Annotated in this window: 18 protein-coding genes; 9 read left to right on the top strand and 9 right to left on the bottom strand. The window is 47.6% G+C overall.

Translation table 11 applies throughout. The annotated features are described in order from the left end of the window. Positions 1-74 precede the first annotated feature (74 nt). Both ACYCS5_RS00160 and ACYCS5_RS00165 read right to left on the bottom strand, forming a co-directional pair. On the bottom strand, positions 75-347 hold the full coding sequence (locus tag ACYCS5_RS00160) for a phage holin family protein (RefSeq protein WP_459760621.1): 273 nt from the start codon (positions 345-347) through the stop codon (positions 75-77). A 30-nt stretch (positions 348-377) separates the two neighbouring features. Beyond that, positions 378-599 carry a hypothetical protein gene (locus tag ACYCS5_RS00165; protein ID WP_165146841.1) on the bottom strand — a complete coding sequence of 74 codons (222 nt, stop codon included), beginning with the start codon at positions 597-599 and terminating at the stop codon, positions 378-380. Between the two features lie 238 nt (positions 600-837). Between ACYCS5_RS00165 and ACYCS5_RS00170 the strand changes: the two genes are divergently transcribed. The 8 genes from ACYCS5_RS00170 to hydF all read left to right on the top strand — a co-directional run bounded on the left by ACYCS5_RS00170 (position 838) and on the right by hydF (position 10,139). Further along, positions 838-1,263 (top strand): MaoC family dehydratase, encoded by a 426-nt coding sequence (locus ACYCS5_RS00170; protein WP_459760622.1) that lies wholly within the window; start codon positions 838-840, stop codon positions 1,261-1,263. A gap of 524 nt (positions 1,264-1,787) precedes the next feature. Continuing rightward, positions 1,788-2,324, top strand: a complete 537-nt coding sequence (locus tag ACYCS5_RS00175) for a hypothetical protein (protein ID WP_230585033.1) — start codon at positions 1,788-1,790, stop codon at positions 2,322-2,324. Between the two features lie 128 nt (positions 2,325-2,452). Next, positions 2,453-4,615, top strand: a complete 2,163-nt coding sequence (gene fdhF / locus ACYCS5_RS00180) for a formate dehydrogenase subunit alpha (protein WP_029517400.1) — start codon at positions 2,453-2,455, stop codon at positions 4,613-4,615. Next, positions 4,612-5,262, top strand: coding sequence for a 4Fe-4S dicluster domain-containing protein (locus ACYCS5_RS00185; protein WP_340885696.1), 651 nt, complete (start codon positions 4,612-4,614; stop codon positions 5,260-5,262). Before fdhF ends, ACYCS5_RS00185 begins: the two co-directional genes overlap by 4 nt. Before the next feature lie 71 nt (positions 5,263-5,333). After that, positions 5,334-6,800, top strand: a complete 1,467-nt coding sequence (locus tag ACYCS5_RS00190; RefSeq protein ID WP_459760623.1) for a [FeFe] hydrogenase, group A — start codon at positions 5,334-5,336, stop codon at positions 6,798-6,800. A gap of 63 nt (positions 6,801-6,863) precedes the next feature. Continuing rightward, on the top strand, positions 6,864-7,454 hold the full coding sequence (locus ACYCS5_RS00195; RefSeq protein ID WP_013310648.1) for a 4Fe-4S dicluster domain-containing protein: 591 nt from the start codon (positions 6,864-6,866) through the stop codon (positions 7,452-7,454). Next, entirely contained in the window at positions 7,451-8,899 is a 1,449-nt protein-coding gene (locus tag ACYCS5_RS00200; protein WP_459760624.1) for an aspartate ammonia-lyase, read from the top strand. Before ACYCS5_RS00195 ends, ACYCS5_RS00200 begins: the two co-directional genes overlap by 4 nt. Further along, positions 8,886-10,139 carry a [FeFe] hydrogenase H-cluster maturation GTPase HydF gene (gene hydF / locus ACYCS5_RS00205; RefSeq protein WP_459760625.1) on the top strand — a complete coding sequence of 418 codons (1,254 nt, stop codon included), beginning with the start codon at positions 8,886-8,888 and terminating at the stop codon, positions 10,137-10,139. The genes ACYCS5_RS00200 and hydF overlap by 14 nt, the downstream gene beginning before the upstream one ends. A gap of 144 nt (positions 10,140-10,283) precedes the next feature. On the opposite strand, the gene hydG is transcribed toward hydF, so the two are convergent. From hydG to ACYCS5_RS00220, 3 genes are all read right to left on the bottom strand, one after another. Next, the gene (gene hydG, locus ACYCS5_RS00210) at positions 10,284-11,696 is read right to left on the bottom strand and encodes a [FeFe] hydrogenase H-cluster radical SAM maturase HydG (protein WP_013310651.1); all 1,413 of its coding nucleotides are present in this window, start codon (positions 11,694-11,696) and stop codon (positions 10,284-10,286) included. Positions 11,697-11,757: 61 nt separating this feature from the next. Next, entirely contained in the window at positions 11,758-12,765 is a 1,008-nt protein-coding gene (gene hydE / locus ACYCS5_RS00215; RefSeq protein WP_049816982.1) for a [FeFe] hydrogenase H-cluster radical SAM maturase HydE, read from the bottom strand. Positions 12,766-13,054: 289 nt separating this feature from the next. Further along, entirely contained in the window at positions 13,055-14,671 is a 1,617-nt protein-coding gene (locus tag ACYCS5_RS00220; RefSeq protein WP_165146853.1) for an alkaline phosphatase, read from the bottom strand. Positions 14,672-14,909: 238 nt separating this feature from the next. Here ACYCS5_RS00220 and ACYCS5_RS00225 point away from each other — a divergent pair, with 238 nt between their 5' ends. After that, positions 14,910-15,827: a LysR family transcriptional regulator gene (locus ACYCS5_RS00225; protein ID WP_029517394.1), complete on the top strand. Its 918-nt coding sequence runs from the start codon at positions 14,910-14,912 to the stop codon at positions 15,825-15,827. Positions 15,828-16,165: 338 nt separating this feature from the next. Here the strand turns inward: ACYCS5_RS00225 and ACYCS5_RS00230 are convergent, their stop codons facing one another. The 4 genes from ACYCS5_RS00230 to ACYCS5_RS00245 all read right to left on the bottom strand — a co-directional run bounded on the left by ACYCS5_RS00230 (position 16,166) and on the right by ACYCS5_RS00245 (position 19,200). Beyond that, positions 16,166-16,306: a hypothetical protein gene (locus ACYCS5_RS00230; RefSeq protein WP_165082404.1), complete on the bottom strand. Its 141-nt coding sequence runs from the start codon at positions 16,304-16,306 to the stop codon at positions 16,166-16,168. An 81-nt stretch (positions 16,307-16,387) separates the two neighbouring features. Continuing rightward, complete coding sequence (locus ACYCS5_RS00235) at positions 16,388-17,191, bottom strand: hypothetical protein (RefSeq protein ID WP_165146856.1); 804 nt, start codon at positions 17,189-17,191, stop codon at positions 16,388-16,390. 72 nt (positions 17,192-17,263) lie between these two features. Then, entirely contained in the window at positions 17,264-17,683 is a 420-nt protein-coding gene (locus tag ACYCS5_RS00240; RefSeq protein ID WP_029517392.1) for a hypothetical protein, read from the bottom strand. Between the two features lie 236 nt (positions 17,684-17,919). Continuing rightward, positions 17,920-19,200, bottom strand: a complete 1,281-nt coding sequence (locus tag ACYCS5_RS00245) for a helix-turn-helix domain-containing protein (RefSeq protein ID WP_029517391.1) — start codon at positions 19,198-19,200, stop codon at positions 17,920-17,922. Positions 19,201-19,218: the final 18 nt, after the last annotated feature.

Raw genomic sequence — 19,218 nt, forward strand, 5'->3', positions numbered from 1 at the left:
GCTTGAGTTGCACATAAGCCGTATCGTCTACAAGTTGGACAGTTTGCAGCTTGGCTCTGTTTAAATACGCTTCCTTACGGGTGTTGTCCCGGTGATAAGATAAGCCCAAGGCATCTGCCAGAGACCGCAACGGTACATAAGTTCTGTCGAGCTATACCGATAAAACCAATCTTGCTTTTTAAACCTGGTCCGGTACCCTTCTTACCTTCTACGGCAGCGGCAAATAATCCGGTCACATAATCAATAATGACCAGAGCAAGTAACACCCCCAATACTCCCGACCACCCACCATAAAAATACGTCACAGCGCTGCTTCCTAAAGCAGTACAGAACTTAAAAACTCCCACTTATCCAACCTTCTTCCCCCGTCTCTCCGTTCAGGAAACTTTTCCTGAGCTATCATCATTTGCTTTTTGATTCTTTTCCTCTTGGGCCTGTATCTCTGCTAATGCATTTCCTACCGCAATATCCAAACCTATAAGAATTTCTTTCCGGCGTGCTGGCTGTGAAGCAATTACAGCAGAAATAACCTCAGTCAATTCTTGAACCGATCTGGTTAGATCCAGTTGTATATCTAATGTGGATTTTATCTTTGCCATGTATTTCGTCACCTCCTCAAGACGCAAAATAAGCCCCTGAATTATCAGAGGCTTTTCATACTTGTATCTTAAATTAGTTTTGTTGCTATAACGCTACGAATTTTAAAGTGAAATATTGTTCGGTGAATATAAGGTGGCAGACGGACAATACGTCATTAAGCTAACGGGCAGTTTAACTTGATTAGTGATATTATGCTACTCTATAAATAAGCAAATAATTTAATCAAGAGGTGTAATAATGCGGTTTCATGAATTTTATATCGGACAAGTATTTAAAACCAAGTCTTTAAAATTAACTAAAGAGGACATTACCAGATTTGCAAGGGAGTTTGACCCGCAATATATGCACTTAGATGAAAAAAAAGCATTACAAGGCAGGTTTAATGGAATTATCGCTTCAGGAATTCAAACATTAGCTGTTTCTTTTAAGCTTTGGGTTGAAACAGGCAGTTACGGTGATGAGGTTATTGCTGGAACTGCTATGAATAATATTAAATTTATTAAACCAGTACATCCAGGCGACGAATTGTACACCATTGTTGAAGTGATTGGAGTAAAAGAGATGAGGAATGGAATAGGACTCGTTACTGTATTGCTGTCGACTTTCAACAACAAAGAGGAGCAAGTTTTCGAAGGCGATTTATCCGTTCTGGTTAAACAGTAAAGTTTCATAAAAATTCAATTATTACAGGTTTGAAGAGGTCCATGCATTTTTGCACGGACCTCTTCTCTTTATTCTAACGTGGCTTGACTTGCGGCTTTATGTTCAGCCACACATTGCAGTAATTCCTTCTAAGCCATCATTTGGCGACCTTTAAGTTGCCCTTCTACAACTGAATTTGGCATAGATTCTACATCTTGAACCCGTACTTTACCACCATTTTGGATAACATATCTATGCCTTCTGGTGTTCGACTAGCATTTCCGTCCAATATAATAATAATAAATTGATATTGCAAATCATATAAATGAATAATTTACTATAAATCTCTGAGTTTCGCACTGTGCTATTTCAGTATAGAGGACTTTGAGAATACCATTTACTAGTCTCATCCCATAGTATATCATCTACTGCTTTTGTATTGGAGCTGTACAAGCAATGTGATAGAACGAGAAGCATCATACAAACCATAGAGGTAAAGCTGCTTCAAGAGGGGGCTAATCCATGTAAAATTTTGGTTCAGTGTAATGAATTTCACATCTTTCCGGGCCAACCTGTTCTACCATAGAAGAGTGATACGCCGTGCTGGGCAGACCACTTTGGTCGGGACGGTTACGTCTTGTTCTAAACTAGCTACACAGGCTGTCTGGCATGCGCGGCAAGTACGCCTTTATTTTGATTCGAAGCGGAGTGTCCAGATGTTGAATACCGAATTGGAATACCGTGAGCGCATCAGGAAGTTGGCCGTATGTATTGTCAAACACTACCGGGGAAAAGGACCGGACAACGTCAAGGTTTCACTGGATTCGCCGCTCCGGATTACGGTAGAAATTCGAGGTACATTGTCTAATCTGTCCGAAATTCTCGTTCATGAAGGGGCTGAGGACAAGGTCAGAGAATATTGGGACGTCCTTCGTCCCTATCTGGAAAAGGAGTTTATGAACGAAGCCGAAAAAACACTCGGCAGTCCCTTCACTTATACTTGGGAGGTCTGCCCCTCCGTCCATGGAGACGGACACATTATCATTACTCTAGAACTACAACACATACACCGGTTGGATTAGCGGGAAGGAGCCTTGTCTCCTCGCTCGCGGATAAGCCAGTACAGGATGCAGCGTAAAGCGGCATTTTTGTATTGGCTTTTTTTATGTTTCGAGTTTCATCTATTTCATATAAAAGAGGTGCTGCACTTATGGCAGACAAGGTATTGACCGTATGTCCCTACTGCGGGAGCGGTTGTCAGCTTCATTTGCTGGTGGAAAAAGGACAGGTAATTGGCGCAGAGCCGGCTGGTGGTCGTACGAATGAAGGAACGTTGTGTCTAAAAGGACACTACGGATGGGATTTTCTGAATGACCCGCAAATTCTGACTGCACGCTTGCGCAAGCCCATGATTCGCAAAAATGGAGTTATGGAGGAAGTGGAGTGGAAGGAAGCCATTCAATATACTGCCGAACGGCTGTCAGCAATTAAGGAAAAATACGGACCCGACTCCATTATGGGAACGGGCTCCGCACGTGGTCCGGGAAATGAGGCCAATTATGTCATGCAAAAGTTCATGCGGGCGGTCATTGGCACGAACAATATTGACCATTGCGCTCGTGTATGCCATGGCCCTTCTGTGGCAGGTTTGACTTACTCGCTCGGAGATGGAGCTATGTCCAACTCTATTCCTGAAATTGAACACTCTGATCTCATTTTCGTATTTGGATATAATGCACCCGAAACACATCCGATCGTCGCAAGACGCATTGTAGCTGCCAAGCAAAGAGGCGCCAAAATTATTGTATGCGATCCGCGCATGACCGAAACAGCTCGTATCTCGAATATGTGGCTACCCTTAAAGGGCGGTTCGAACATGGCTTTGGTGAACGCTTTTGGTCATGTACTTGTGCATGAAGGACTGTACGACAAACGATATGTGGAAGCAAACACCGAAGGCTTTGCCGAATATGTAGACAGCATTAAAAAATATACTCCCGAATATGCGGAAGGCATTACGGGGGTCAAGGCGGCCGATATCCGGGCGGCTATGAGGGAATATGCAAAGGCCCCTACCGCTACCATTTTGTACGGAATGGGCGTATGCCAATTTTCACAGGCCGTTGACGTAGTAAAAGGGCTCGCTTCCCTTGCACTGTTGACCGGAAATCTGGGCAAGCCGAATGTGGGTATCGGACCAGTACGGGGACAAAACAATGTACAGGGTTCCTGTGACATGGGTGCTTTACCGAATGTGTATCCTGGCTATCAGGATGTAACAGACACCACGGTTCGCAAAAAGTTTGAAAAAGCATGGGGTGTTGAGCTGCCGCGTAAAAAAGGATATCCACTTACGGAGGTACCACACCTCATCCTGAAGGAGAACAAGCTGAAAGCTTATTACATTTTCGGCGAAGACCCTGTACAAAGTGATCCGAACGCCGCCGAGTTGCGTGAAGCCCTAGACCAATTGGAATTTGTCGTGGTCCAGGATATTTTCATGAACAAAACAGCGCTGCATGCCGATGTCATCCTCCCTTCTACTGCCTGGGGCGAGCATGACGGTGTATATTCTTCGGCAGATCGGGGCTTTCAGCGCATCCGAAAGGCCGTCGAGCCACAGGGTGATGTAAAGCCAGACTGGGCCATTATTAGCGAGGTTGCTACCGCCATGGGCTACCCTATGTCCTATGCAAACACAGAGGAAATTTGGGATGAAATGCGTAGCCTCTGCCCATTATTCTCCGGTGCCAGCTACCAAAAAATGGAGCAGCAAGGCGGCGTGCAATGGCCCTGCCCTACTGAGGATCATCCAGGTACACCGTATTTGTATAAAGGAAATCAATTTTCGACACCTAGTGGCAAAGGCAGATTATTCGCCTGCGAATGGCGTCCGCCACAAGAACAACCGGATGCAAAATACCCGCTTGTCTTGTCTACAGTCCGTGAGGTAGGCCACTACTCCGTTCGTACCATGACTGGCAATTGCCGTGCGCTGCGCCAATTGTCTGATGAGCCTGGCTTTATTCAGATTAGCCCGGAAGACGGAGCAGATCTGAATATTCTGGATGGTGAAATTGTTGCCATATCCTCCCGCCGGGGACGCATCATGGCTCGGGCACAAATCAGTGACCGTGTGCAACAAGGTGCGACCTACATGACCTATCACTGGTGGGTTGGAGCATGCAACGAGCTGACCGCTGATTTTCTCGATCCGGTATCCAAAACCCCGGAATTAAAATACTGTGCCATCCGCCTGGAACGAATCGCCGACCAAGCTCAGGCCGAACGTGATGTACATGAATCGTACCAACAGATTCGCAAACAGATGAACGTCCAGGAAGCTGTTTTGGCTGATAAGGTGACAAGATGAGCGGCACAGGGAATATGATGCACCGTCCGACTGATACCCGGTCAGCTTCGATGAGTAGAATGGGAGCAGCCGGTAGAACAAGCGCTGTTGCTTCTTCTTTTGTAGTGGCAGACGCCGGGCAGTGCATCGGCTGCAAAGCCTGTGAACTGGCGTGCTTCGCCGTTCACAGTCAGGCTAACGGTATAGGAGCTTCGGTCGGAACCGTCAGCGTTCCTGTCATACCCAAGGTGTATGTTGTTCGTACAGGAGATACGTATGTGCCGGTGCAATGCCGGCATTGCGAAAATGCCCCCTGCGCACATGCCTGTCCGGTGCAGGCCATTCGTCAGGAGGACGGAGTCGTCATGATAGATGAGGATCGATGTATCGGCTGTACTTCCTGTGTTTTGGCCTGCCCCTTCGGGGCAATTGAGGTGTCTCCGGTCTACCGGGCCGGACACCTTGTGACGCAGTCCGGCCTGACTCACCGGGCAAATCGAGTGGCCCTTCCCCGCACCGCGGCAAGCAAATGCGATCTGTGCGCAGAAACAGAGAACGGACAGCCTGCATGTGTAGATGCCTGCCCGAATCATGTCCTACGGCTGGCCAAAGGTATATCCGACTCGCCTCCAGAGCCTCGGCGGGAAGTCTTTTTCCCACGCCTGTAAGGTCAAAATCAGCCGCAGAAAGGTAGAAAAACATGTCAACCACTATAGACAAGATCTCTTCACCTCCTTGTATGAAGACGACTGATTGCACAGACCCTGTCATTCATATTGACCCGACGCTCTGCACGGGATGCAGACGCTGTGCTGAGGTTTGTCCAGTAGATGCCATAGAGGGACTGCCTGGAGAACCGCAAACCATTAATGCAGACCGATGTGTTATTTGCGGTCAATGTGTACAAATATGCAGCGTATACGCATCTGACTGGGCAGGTTCATCTCCACAGGAAAGCGCCGCTAGACGGCTAGAGCGTATACAAGAACGCGATATGCCTGCCGACATCAGAGAGCCGCTATTCGCTGCCTATTATAGCTACAACTTGAATAAGGTAAGCGATATGATGACCAAACCTGGACAGTTTCGGATCGTCCAATGTGCTCCGGCCATTCGTGTTTCACTCGCGGAGGAATTCGGTATGCCGTTTGGCACCTTGACGCCTGGGAAAATGGCTGCTGCTTTGCGCCGCCTTGGTTTCGACCGGGTATATGACACCAACTTTGGAGCTGACGTGACCATCATGGAGGAAGGCACGGAATTGATTCGTCGCGTGACCGAAGGCGGTCCCTTGCCTATGTTCACATCCTGCTGTCCAGCATGGGTCCGATTTGCCGAGATTGAATATCCCGATCTGCTAGACCATCTATCCAGCTGCAAATCTCCGATGCAAATGTTAGGAGCGCTTATCAAATCTTATGGCGCACAACTGGACGAGGTGGAGCCTGCGAATATATACAGCGTTGCCATCATGCCATGTACTTGTAAACAATTTGAATGTGATCGTCCCGAAATGGAATCTGACGGTTACCGTGATGTAGATGAGGTACTGACCACGCGTGAACTTGCATACTGGATCAAGCAGAGCGGAATTGATTTTGCAAACCTGCCTGATGAAGAATTCGATTCACCGTTAGGGCAATATTCCGGTGCAGGCTCCATTTTTGGAGTCACTGGAGGAGTCATGGAAGCTGCCATCCGTACAGGTTACGAGCTGCTGACGAATGAAAAACTGCCGAAGCTCCAACTCGATTTTGTACGTGGTGAGGAAGGCATTCGAGTAGCTGAGGTTCAGGTAGGCAAGCTACAGCTCAAGGTAGCGGTCGTCGCCGGGCTACAGCATGCCTATCAGCTACTGGATCGTGTCCAGGCGGGCGAATGTGATTATCATTTTATTGAGGTGATGGGCTGCCCTGCCGGATGTATCAGTGGAGGGGGACAACCCAAGATTATGTTAGAAAAGCAACGAATTGAAGCTTATCGGGCACGTAAATCCTCCATCTATGGACATGATGCTGCACACCAGGTACGAAAATCGCATGAGAACCCTCACATCATTAAACTTTATGATGAATTTCTAGGTGAGCCCCTGGGCCATGTGTCGCATCATCTTCTGCACACGACCTTCCAACAACGGGGGCCCGGCAAGCAAAGCCGAAGTAGCACTATTTCTATCAAAGGGGATACGGATTACTCCATTCATTAATACGTTAAGTTTTTTATGCTGTATACATTATATTTGTCGTTAGTTAGAGAGGAGTCGAATTGTATGAACCGTTTTGTTTTAGCTGATCCCGACCAGTGTATCGGATGTCGTACCTGTGAAATCGCATGTGTCATCGCACATTCAGCGGAGAACCCTTTTATCTCACCAGATGATGAGTTTCATTTTCACCCTCGTCTGAAGGTTATTAAATCATTTGGAGTTACCGCACCCGTTCAGTGTCGTCACTGTGAGGATGCCCCATGCGCTAACGCTTGTCCGAACGGCTCCATTACGAACGCAGATGGCTGCATTCTCATTAACAGTGAAAGCTGCATTGGCTGTAAAACCTGCATGATCGCCTGCCCTTACGGCGCGATTACCATGGTACCCGAGTATCGAAACGGGCAGCCTGTCGTTCAAGACGGACTGTACACCAATATGTCAGGCCGTTTGCAACCCAAAGAACGCATGATTGCCAGCAAATGTGATTTGTGCGAAGGTGTGGACGGCGGCCCGGCCTGCATTGGTAAATGTCCAACACAAGCCCTCAAGCTGGTCGAGCCAGATCTGGTTCATGCTCGGGTTGAGGAAAAACGCGCTGCAAGTGCACGTCAGCTGCTGCATATGACACGCATTCCGGCAACAGGTCTATGACTGAAGGTTTCCCTCTACCTACAAATACGCGAACCGAGCGGGATGCGTTAGGAGAGATGGAAATTCCCGCAGACGCCTTTTACGGTATTCACACCGCACGCGCGATGAACAATTTTGCAGTCAGTGGAAGGCCTGTGAACCCAAACCTGATCCACGCTCTTGTGTTGGTAAAAAAAGTAGCTGCTCAAGTGAATGGTGAGCAGAAACGGCTTCCTGTTCAACGGGCCTCTGCCATTGTATATGCCTGTGATGAAATACTCGCCGGGAGGCACCAACATATGTTTACCGTGGATGCTATGCAAGGCGGCGCAGGCACCAGTACCCATATGAATGTAAATGAGGTCATTGCTAATTCGGCCATCGTACAGCTAGGAGGCAGACCAGGACAGTATGAAATTATACATCCGCTGGATGATGTGAACTGCTGCCAGTCTACAAATGATGTCTATCCCACAGCGCTCCGAATTGCAGCGATACGGCTGCTTCGGCCTTTATGTGACACGATGTCTTCGTTACAGGATGCTTTACAGCAAAAAGAAACAGAATATGCCGACCTGCTCAAGCTAGGCCGCACTCAGCTAATGGATGCCCTGCCCATGATGGCCGGGCAGGGCTTTGGTGCCTATGCAAAGGCTATAGCGCGCGACCGCTGGCGTCTCTATAAGGCCGAAGAGCGACTGCGAGAAATCCCTATTGGAGGCACGGCGATTGGCACAGGTATGAACGCGCCCCTCGCCTACAGCTATCGGATGGTCGAAAAACTGGCGGATGAGACCGGCTTTGGACTGAGTCGCAGCGACCACCCGATGGACCCGATTCAAAATATGGATGTCTTTGTGGAGGTGTCCGGTCTACTCAAGTCAGCCGCCGTGAATTTGTACAAAATATCTGGCGATTTTCGCCTACTGGCCTCTGGTCCTTTCGGTGGTATTGGCGAATACACGCTGCCTCCAGTTCAGGCCGGATCCTCTATTATGCCTGGCAAGGTCAATCCGGTAATAGCTGAAATGGCAGGACTAACAGCCATGCGTGTGATAGCCGAAGATGCGGCTATCACTATGGCCGCTGCCTCGGGTCAGTTGGAGCTAAACGCATTCCTGCCGCTGATTGCCGAATCGTTGCTGGAATCGCTACATATTCTGAACAGCGCGGTTGGACTATTCGAAGAACGATGTGTGCGTGGCCTGATCGTGCGTGAGGAACGCTGTATTACAAATCTACGTAACTCAGCCGTGATGGCTTCTGCGCTGGTCGCGGAGCTTGGCTATGATGAGGCTGCCTCCATTGCATCGGCGGCCATTGTGCAAGGTCGCACACCAGAGGATATTGCAGAAGATCGCGGCCTACTGCCCCGTTCGCGGATTGACCAATTATGCCATCCCTATACAGTAACCAAGCCCGGAATTCCGGGGCAGGAAGAAGGAACTCACCATGGGAATGAATGATACCCCTCGTAGCAACCGACCACATATCGTTCTGCTTGGTCGCCGTAACGCAGGCAAATCCAGCATTCTGAACACCCTGACTGGTCAGCCCGTCGCAGTGGTATCTCCTGTAGGAGGAACGACCACGGACCCCGTTTTCAAACCGATGGAGCTGCTCCCAGCGGGTCCCATTGTTTTGGTGGATACCGCCGGACTGGACGATGAGGGTGAGATCGGAGAGCTGCGCCGCAACAAAACGCTAGAAATACTTAATAGTACAGACTTGGCTCTTCTCGTTATCGACGCCTCCGTTGGAGTCGGATCATTCGAGCATGAGCTACTCGAAAAGCTCCGTATCAAAAAGATTCCTGTTATTGGGGTATTGAATAAGATAGATACCCTTACAGAATCAGATAAAACGGCTACAAAACTGGCAACTGAACTGGATCTCACCTTGATTCCTTTCAGTGCATCTTTGCTCCGGGGAGACACGGAACTGAAAAAGGCTATCACGAATACACTTCCCCAAAACGAGGATCGTTTCCGTATCGTCGGTGACCTGTTGTCACCCGGCGATGTTGTTGTGCTGGTCGTTCCCATCGACAAAGCTGCACCAAAAGGCCGATTGATCCTGCCACAACAGCAAACAATCCGCGATACACTAGAGAGTGATGCCATCGCCGTAGTGACCAAAGAACATGAACTACGATTGACACTGGAGAGATTGGGACGCAAGCCTCGCTTGGTCATTACCGATTCACAGGTTTTTATGAAAGTAGCGGCTGACACGCCCAAAGATGTGCCTCTCACCTCTTTTTCCATCCTGTTTGCCCGTCATAAAGGCGATCTGGACGAACTGGTACGAGGTGCAAGAGCCATTGATCGCCTCAAGGATGGAGACCGTGTACTTATTGCCGAAGCCTGCACTCACCAATGCCAATCTGACGATATTGGTCGAGTGAAAATTCCACGCTGGCTCCGCCAAACAATAGGCAAACGACTCATCATTGAGCATGCATCCGGCTCCAGCTTCCCTGATGATCTGAGCGAATATGCACTGGTTATTCATTGCGGTGCATGCATGCTCAATCGGCGTACGATGCTTCATCGAATGTCGGAAACGAAAGCTGCCGGCGTGCCGATTGTGAACTATGGTGTTTTCATCGCTTATGTACAGGGGGTCTTTCCCCGTGCTATTGAATGCTTCCCATCTGCTATGCTGGCATGGGAGCAAGCTGTAGAGGCCGGCAGTTATTCCTAAAAGTCCTCATCTCGGTATTCATATTTTTTTCCAGACACACAAAAGCAGTCGCGCTGATTTCAACGCGACTGCTTTTTATTTTCAAGTTCATTATAAATCATGAGATTTCATAGCGTGAAATGATACTACGAATAATATAAATTGCTAAAAATACAAATCGCGTTCGCCTGCTTCCAGTCGTTCAAGTCTGTCAAGCGTCAAACGGCGCGTCGATTCACGTGGTATACGCTCCAGATTTTCTCGCAGAGCGGCAGCTCCCAGTTCACGTGCCTCCTCATCCCCATAATCCAGCAGATATTCTTGGAAGGTCAGCAGCGAATTCGGCTGGCATACATTATGAATTTGTCCTGATTTGGCAAGCTCCATGAAACGATCTCCAGTTCGCCCCTCACGGTAGCAAGCTGTGCAGTAGCTCGGCATATATCCGCCACGGCACAGACTTTTAATAATTTCCGATGGTGAGCGATGATCCCCCACCTCAAATTGAGGCTTATCATCAGTTTCCTGTTTTGCATATGCCCCTACGCCTGTAGCTGAACCTGCACTAATCTGCGACACGCCTAGACCAATGACGCGGTCCCTATATTCCGGCTCCTCGCGCGTGGACAGGATCATTCCAGCATAAGGGACAGCCAGTCGAAGAACGGATACAATTTTCATAAAATCCTCATCGTTGACCAGGTACGGATATCGCTCCAGATCTACATTTTCAGCCGGACGCAATCGTGGAACTGAAACCGTATGAGGGCCACAGCCAAAGGCTTCTTCCAAGTGCTCGGCATGTTTCAGCATCGCTACGGTCTCATAGCGAAAATCATACAGACCGTACAACACACCGATCCCCACATCATCTATACCCGCACGCATGGCTCTGTCCATTGCCGTAGTGTGCCAATCAAAGTCCCGCTTTGGTCCCTGCAGGTGGAATTTACGATAGCTTTCACGATGATACGTTTCCTGAAATAAAATATACGTTCCAATGCCCACCTCTGCCAGCTTCCGATAGTCCTCTTCGGTTGTGGATGCAATATTCACATTGATCCGCCGAATGCTGCCGTTATCCACCTTGACCTCATAGATCTGGCGCAGACAATCGACGATATAGTCAATGGGACAATGAACTGGGTCTTCTCCCGCTTCCAGCACGAGTCGCTTGTGTCCCAGTTCTTGAAGCACTCTAACCTCCTCCACCAATTCCTCCGGTGTCAGACGGCTACGAGTAAAGCTGTCATTGGTATGTTTATAACCACAATATTCGCAGTTATTCACGCAGTGGTTGCTTACATATAAAGGGGCGAACAACACAATCCGGTTGCCATAAATTTGCTCTTTGACTGCCCTCGAAGATTTGAACATCTCTTCCAATAATTCAGGATCATCCACATGTAAAAGAGCCGCCGCTTCACTCGCACTCAGTCCCCGGCAGGCTCTCCCCTTTTCTAAAATTTCTAAAATACGGTGTCGATCTGTTGCCTCTTGTTTCCCCTGCTCCACTGCTGCCATAATCTCTGCTTCATTAATAAAATCCGCCGATACTTTCTCCCGTACTCCACTCACGTATACCCATCTCCTTATTTATGGTTACTGCAATGTTTCCGTCATAGCCTCACAAAGTTTCCTATCTCATAAGTTGTCGTTGCACCCTCAAACTATCACCGCGCCCCATATCGACTTCAAATCCCGCTCCACGAATCCGCAGTTCCAGGCAATGACGACATTGGGCAGACTCATCTCCCAAACATATTTTATTCTCATAAATCGCATACTTAGGCCTCACCGCCAGTGGCGACAAATTGGGCATCACCACATTTGCCCCTGCCTGAAGCGCCTTCTCCCTGCCTTGGGGATGAATCGTTCCCATTGCCGTGGACGCCGGAATAAGTGCATCTGGAACAACCAGTCGGGATAACGAAATAATATCGAGAGCTTTTTCCATGCTCCCCTGACTGGCATCCCGAAGCGGCGTGTTGCTATGCGGTAAAAAAGGACCAATCCCGATCATATCTGGTGACAGGCTATGCAGATAGACCAAATCGTCTGCTAATTCACTATTTGTTTGTCCTGGTAACCCCACCATACATCCGGCCCCGATCTGAAAGCCGATTCGTTGCAAAGCCAGCAGACGGCTGCGCCTGCTTTCCATCGTCATCGTCGGATGCAGCTTGGCGTACAAACGGGGGGAAGCTGTCTCATGCCGCAGCAAAAAACGGTCCGCGCCCGCCTCGTATAATTGCTCATAAGTTTCATCATCTCGTTCACCGATGGACAGTGTGACTGCCACATCCGCGAAACGGCTTTTAATTTCTCGAATCAATTTCGTCAGCCGGGCTGCTGTAAACCAGTAATCTTCCCCACTTTGCAGCACAAAGGTCCGATAGCCGAGTTCATAGCCCTCCGCACAACAGGCCAGAATTTCTTCCGGCTGCAAACGGTAACGATCTGCCTGTTTATTCGAAGCACGCAGCCCACAGTACATGCAGTCCTGACGACATATACTGGAGAATTCAATTAATCCCCGTAAAAAAACACCTTTGCCATAGCGCTCCAATTTGGTGCGAGCTGCCAGGTGCCTCAGTTGAGCCCGTAGCGTCGGCTCATCATCCAAACGTGTCAGCAACTCCATCATTTCCGTATGCGTCCATTCCTTGCCGTCAGCCAGACGCAGTAATAATTCGTCCGTGACTCATCCCTTCTTCCCTTGTCCATCCGGACTTCGCATCATCAGCGGCTTGTACCGTACATGTATTATTCTAGCAATATCGAAGAAGATGTAACGTGACTAGTTTCACAAAAAATCCCATTTTATAAAAACCTTCTTCAACTTCCGCCTCAAAAAATACACATTTAGCTCAACACACAAAAAAGCTGTCTCTTCCTCTAATGGAAGAAACAGCCCTTGTCGATGATTCTGCATATTACTGAATCAAATCAATTGCCTGCTGGGGTACAAAATAATCAACACCGTTAAATACAACTACACCGTTGAGCGTGGTATTTTTACCATTCAGCATAGCAATATTTTTGTATACCGGAAGCTCCAGCTTGTTACTGCCTTTGGTCACTGTAATGACTTTCGTATCCGCAGTAAACTTGGCTCCTTTAGCTTCAAAAGCGGCTTTTGCAGGAACAAAAAGCTGCTTGCTGACTGTATCCAAGTCCAGTCCAAGTACACGTGTCATATACTTATTTACATCCGTATTGTCGATTACACCGGATGGACGGTCTCCGTTCGGCGCGTACGTGTACAACACGACATCGCCTCCTGTATGTCCGCCTGTAGTCCAGCCAATATTCGCACGTTTGCTAATGATCGGTCCGACAGCATAGTTCATGCTGCCTTCTTTGGCATCTTTAATGGTTTTCACTTCTTCGTCTGTCAAATCGGTGATGCCAAAATACGTGGAAAGCACCTCTTTAATATTGCTGCGATCTGCATTCAGCTTGGCTTCCAAGCCTTCACCCGTCAGCTTCGCTTTTTTCAGCGGGTCTATAAAAGCAGCTAAAGGCGTTTTGTCATAATTGCTAGTTGTATCGCTGCTACCAATCGTCAATCCACCGTTTCCGTGGTCTGTCACTGCTACGACGACAGTATTTTGGTTTTGTTTGGCGTAATCCACAGCCACTTTCACCGCATCGTCAAATGAAAGCACGTCACTAATAATTCCGGTTGGATCATTTGCATGGGCGGCCCAATCCACTTTACTGCCTTCTACCATTAAGAAGAAGCCTTTATCGTTTTTGGACAACACATCAATGGCTTTCGATGTCATTTCCGCCAGACTAGGTTCCTTGGATGCATCGCGATCCAGGTTATACGCAAGGGCTTCGGGAGAAAAGCTGCCCCAGAGCTTGCTGGAGGTCGATTTTTTCAACCCTTCAGGTGTCGTGACAAAGTCATAACCCTGGTCTTTAATTTGGGCTACCAAATCTTGGCCATCTTTACGCCCTGCTGCCTCCAAAAACTTGCCGCCTCCACCTAACACTACGTCAACCCCGTTGTAGGCTTGCTGCATGCTGAGTGCATCATAATTTTTACGATCAGGATAATGTGCGGTAAAATCAGCTGGTGTCGCATGCATAATCTCGGAAGTCGCAATAATTCCGGTCGATTTTCCTGCCAGCTTGGAAGCCTCAAGAATGGAAGCTACAGGTTTTTTGGCGTCACCCCCTGCAATGGGTTGTTGTCCAGGCATTGTCGCCTCATCAGGAAGGACACCCACATACCCAGTATGAGATTTATGTCCTGTGGCAAAAGCAGTACCCGCTGGAGCAGAATCGGCAATTGGAGCATCCGCAGAATGCGTACGCACCATGCCGCTTGCCATGCTGTCTAACGTTAAGGAGGATCCTTTGTACCATCTAGCCAGTGCAGTGGCGTCATTAGCCATACCGTCTGGAATCAAAATAATTACGTTTTTAATCGACGTGTCCTTTTCGACTGCCATCGCCGTCCCACCGCTTACTGCTAGCATCATCGTCGCTACGAGTGCAGCCACCGATTTTTTCGTATGTAGCCCCCAACATTTTAGCATTCATTTTCCTCCCAGATCTTTTTTGTACAACCAGAACTAAGATTAATTATGTTTTATCAGGAGAATGTTAAAGGAATTCATTATCTATATTAAAAGACGATATTTGTGACAAAACGCTTCATCTATATAATACTTGTGACACATGAGATTCGTCAGGACTGGGCATTTAATTTTATTATTGTATAATCAGTCTATGATGTAATAGGAAAAGTTTATAAGATAAGGAGCATGAAATTCGATGGAATTCAGACAGCTTCAGTACACCCTGCAAATTGCAGCGGAAAAAAACTTCTCACGCGCAGCAGAAAAACTGCATATTGCTCAGCCTTCTTTGAGCCAACAATTGTCCAAACTTGAAAAAGAACTTGGGGTACTTTTATTTCAACGCAACACCAGCACGGTGGAATTAACACATGCAGGAGCAAGCTTTGTAGAAAAGGCAAAAAAAATAGTTGATGCAGTCGAGCAGCTCCGGCAGGAAATGGACGATATTTCTCAGCTGCGAAAAGGGAAGGTCGTCGTTGGCAGTATGCCTATCACAGGCTCCCATTTGCTGCCGCATGTGCTGCCTGTATTCAAGAGGGCTCATCCAGACATTGAAATCGTGTTAGTCGAAGATTCATCCATGAATCTGGAGAAAAAAACGGCAAGTGGCGATACAGATCTCAGCCTGCTCTCTCTTCCCTTAGTAGAACCTACACTTTCTTATGTACCCATCGGTGAAGAATGGATTGATCTCGCTGTTCCTCCGGGTCATCCCCTAGCCCTGCGTAAAAATGGTACCCAGCCGCTGCCAGTGCATATGGAAGAACTGAAAGACGAGCCTTTTGTCGTCCTGAAAAAAGGGCAAGGCTTTCGCAAGCTGACGATGGATCTATGTCATCAAGCAGGCTTTGAACCCAATGTGGTGTTTGAAAGCACTAATATGGAGACCCTTCAATCGCTCGTAGCGACAGGTATGGGCGTGACACTCGTCCCACGTTTTATCGCACGGGCCGCCAGTAGCGAGTTTGTTCCAGCATTGCTGCCACTCGCCGAACCTACTCCCAGCCGTACCCTGGCCATTGCTTACCGGAACGGACGTTATTTGTCTAAAGCTGCCGAAGCTTTTATTGATACCTTCCGAGAAACGGTCGAGCAACTTTCTCAAAAGTAGCCTCGAACGTGAAAAGGACCGTCTTCCTCCCCAGCCCAAGCCAGAGAGGAAGACGGTCCTGGGGCTTCGCCCCTATACTTTCAATACTGCAATTAGATCACGGGTTCGATTACACTGTTGCGATGTTGCTTCCATCTGTCTTCAACGAACCACATTTCATGTTCATTTGAAATTCATGTCAGCCTCGCCTGATTACTCTACGCTTGCTCGGAAACTCCACTTTATCCATCCCGCATCACTTCTTTCCTTAAGGTCTCTAGTCTTGGTATCCAAGAATGTCCTACCTCAGTTCCAATGTGCTGTGTGATCCCAAAGTGTCTGTCCTCGCCTTGTTGTGATCAGGGTCTCCCTAGATGTGGTGGACTTTTGTCCTGATCATAGCCCATTTCATAGTTGTTTCCGACAACCTGTCTATTTAAGCCTCTCGGCCGTGACAGGCCATCCCTATTCGCCAGTTCGGATCTACTTTGGTTATCCATCGTTATCAACCTCCTGGTGTCGGGATACTATTATAATACACCTATAGGCTGTATCTGAAACAGGTATCATAAAAAACTTTTTTATGATCGAGAAGAACCAAATGCTTGCTGTACCTCGGCTTCACTCACTTGTGTTTTAAAGACCAATTTCGAAGGATCTTGAGGTGAATAAATGACCTCTATAATGCTTCCTTGCTGCAGCTTGGATAGTTGGGAAGAAAAAACATCCTTTTGCGTGGTTACATTAAAGGTATCGCCGTTGCTTTTCGTTACACTCAGCGTAAATTGAAGCTTAATTTTATCGGATCCCGCTTCACCCATGGGTGTAACATCCAGCACCTTTGCATATGCCTGCTCACCGGTTTTGGCAATTTCCATCAGCTCGGGCGATACGCCCTGCTTGACCATTTGCTCATTCATTAACGCTTGCAAATCCATCTGCGACACCTGCCCTTTCAGGTCAAGTCCTACTTTCTTTTTGTCTTTCTCCGATATTACGAGTGGAATGATCGAGCCTGGCTGAAATTGAGCCATGGAAGTTAAAGGAATAATCGTCGTCAAAGCAGTATCATATTTGTCTTCTCCCTGTTTGGTTACGGTCAACCCAAGTTTTACCTGCGGCTGATTGTTTACATAAGTCCCTGTTTGCTGAACACTAGTAATGATCCCTACCCCAGGAGCACCCTTCTTGACTTTACCCCCTCCGAAAAACGCACCTATAATACCAGGTAGAAATATAAGCGCAAAGCCTGTATAAATTAACGGCCGATACCACGGAGCATCCATAATCAAAAATGGATCATTCCATAAGTAGTTAGCCAAGAATGGTGAGAAGCCTACACCAAACACTAGAAGTACCCCGATCATACTCAAAAATCCTTTCATCCTTCAAAACCCCTTTTCAATCATCTGTTTAAAATATATGTCAGCAAGATAGGGTGAAACACCTCATTCATTTTACGCTGTCACCAGACCCATATAGATCAGCTCTGATGGATTTTTCGGGTTGCTTCCCAGACCCACCGTATCTCCAGGCCGCGGGATTTGCAGCTTGGATACGAGCGTTTCCAACGTTTTTTGGTATCGATTGCCGTTAATTTCTGTCACATCTAGCACTAGCACTACGATCGGATCAAAATTCACGAGCTTCCCGGTATCTGTTACCGAAATAATAACCGCAGTCGCTGCCATCGCCAAACCACCGTTAGCCGCTGTTTGAGCTTGTCTTGCCGAATTTAGGCTTTGGTTGATCTGTTCCCGATGCTCTTTGGGTACTAGACCTTTCATAAATAAGCCTGACAGGCCTTTATTCATCAGTTGGTCTGCTTGTTCTATCGCATCCTGCTGTTTTTTCTTTTTACCGAAAAAGTTCATCATGTGATTGCACCTCGTATTTTGTATTGTCGTACCTTATGAATTCAGTATAGAAGACGGTTCCTGACATCACAATACGTTTTGGCACATACAAAAAAACCGGAAAAACAGGAGCTTCAACCTGTATTTTGTCGGTTTATTTTTGAACTTTGGCACGGTTCGCACAAAATTTTGCACACTTCCGAGTATTCTTTCGAACAATCTATCCGATAGTTTTGTGAAAAGCGAATGATTTCTGACTATTTTTTTCTTAAAAGATAGACCAGTTTACGATAATACGCAGATGATTCTTTATAACGACGACTGTCCTCGGACACCACAGCCAGCGTTTCATATAACTGTTCAAGCCGCGCTGGATGCTGAAGAGCTTCAAAATAAGGCAAGCATTGCAAGGCATGCATCCAAAAGGCGTCCTGATTTCCCTGAGCAAGCGCAAGCTGGCTTTCATAAAAATCAAGCCCCATTTGCTGATCTGTTGTCAGATTGGTTTGGCGAAGCTGATCCAAATGCTGTGAGAGAAGGCCCCAATTTTTCCGCACAAACGCAATCTCACAACGATATATCAGCGTAACGGGCAGCATCATCTGCTGCATTTCCTCCCGCTCCCGACTCACCAGCGCTTCAAAACGCCCTACTTCCTCCAATGCCTTGTCCAGCTCTCCAATCGATGTCAGCATAATAATCCGGTTGTTCAGGATGGTCGTGAGCATATCTGCCGCATTTTCCAAATAGACTAGATTGGCCTCAGCCATAGACAGCGTTAACAGTGCTTCCTGTACAGAACCCATGGCAAAACAATATCCGCTGTAAGCTACATACAGGCCCGTCAAACGGTGAAAAAGCCGATCATCATACACCCTTCGCATCGTCTGCTCGAATACCTGCTTCGCCTGATCAAATTGCTTAACCTGAATGCAGGCCTCCATCATAATGTTTTGCGCATTGAGCCAGTTTTCCGTCCCCTCTTCCACCAATCGGATTAACTGCGTAACGTTATTCAGCACATCATAATAATGATTTTTAGAGCGGAGATACTGGATTTTATAAAATAAAATTGCTTTTTTTAGCGGTGCGGGCAGCTCCACCTCATCCGAACGACCAAACTTCTCCAAATAAAAATTCAAATAGGTTTGATGTAAATATTCATAGGCCGTTGGGTCATTTAATTGCTGGTAATAAACGGCCTTCATCAAATAAGTCGTCATTTCCACTACCAGTGAATCGTTGCGATCCTCCAGCTGATCCACATAGCCTTCCGTGGCAGGATTAGCCAGCTTGGACAGCTCTGTAAAAATCTTATCCGCTGTAGCCAGCGTTTCCTCATCCTCTGCCGCTGCACGTAAGAGGTACGATGGGTTTACACCTAAACGCCCAGCAATTTGCTCAGCCAGATCCTCTGCTAACGGGTAACGGTCGGCCAGTATATTCGCAAAATGTGCAGGTGTCACCAGCCCGTCTACCAGCTCTTTACGGGACAGGTTTTTCTTTTTACACAAAAATTCAATGCGTTCCTTAAGCATGGAGTATTCCTTTCTACA

The sequence above is a fragment of the Paenibacillus sp. SEL3 genome (assembly GCF_054602585.1).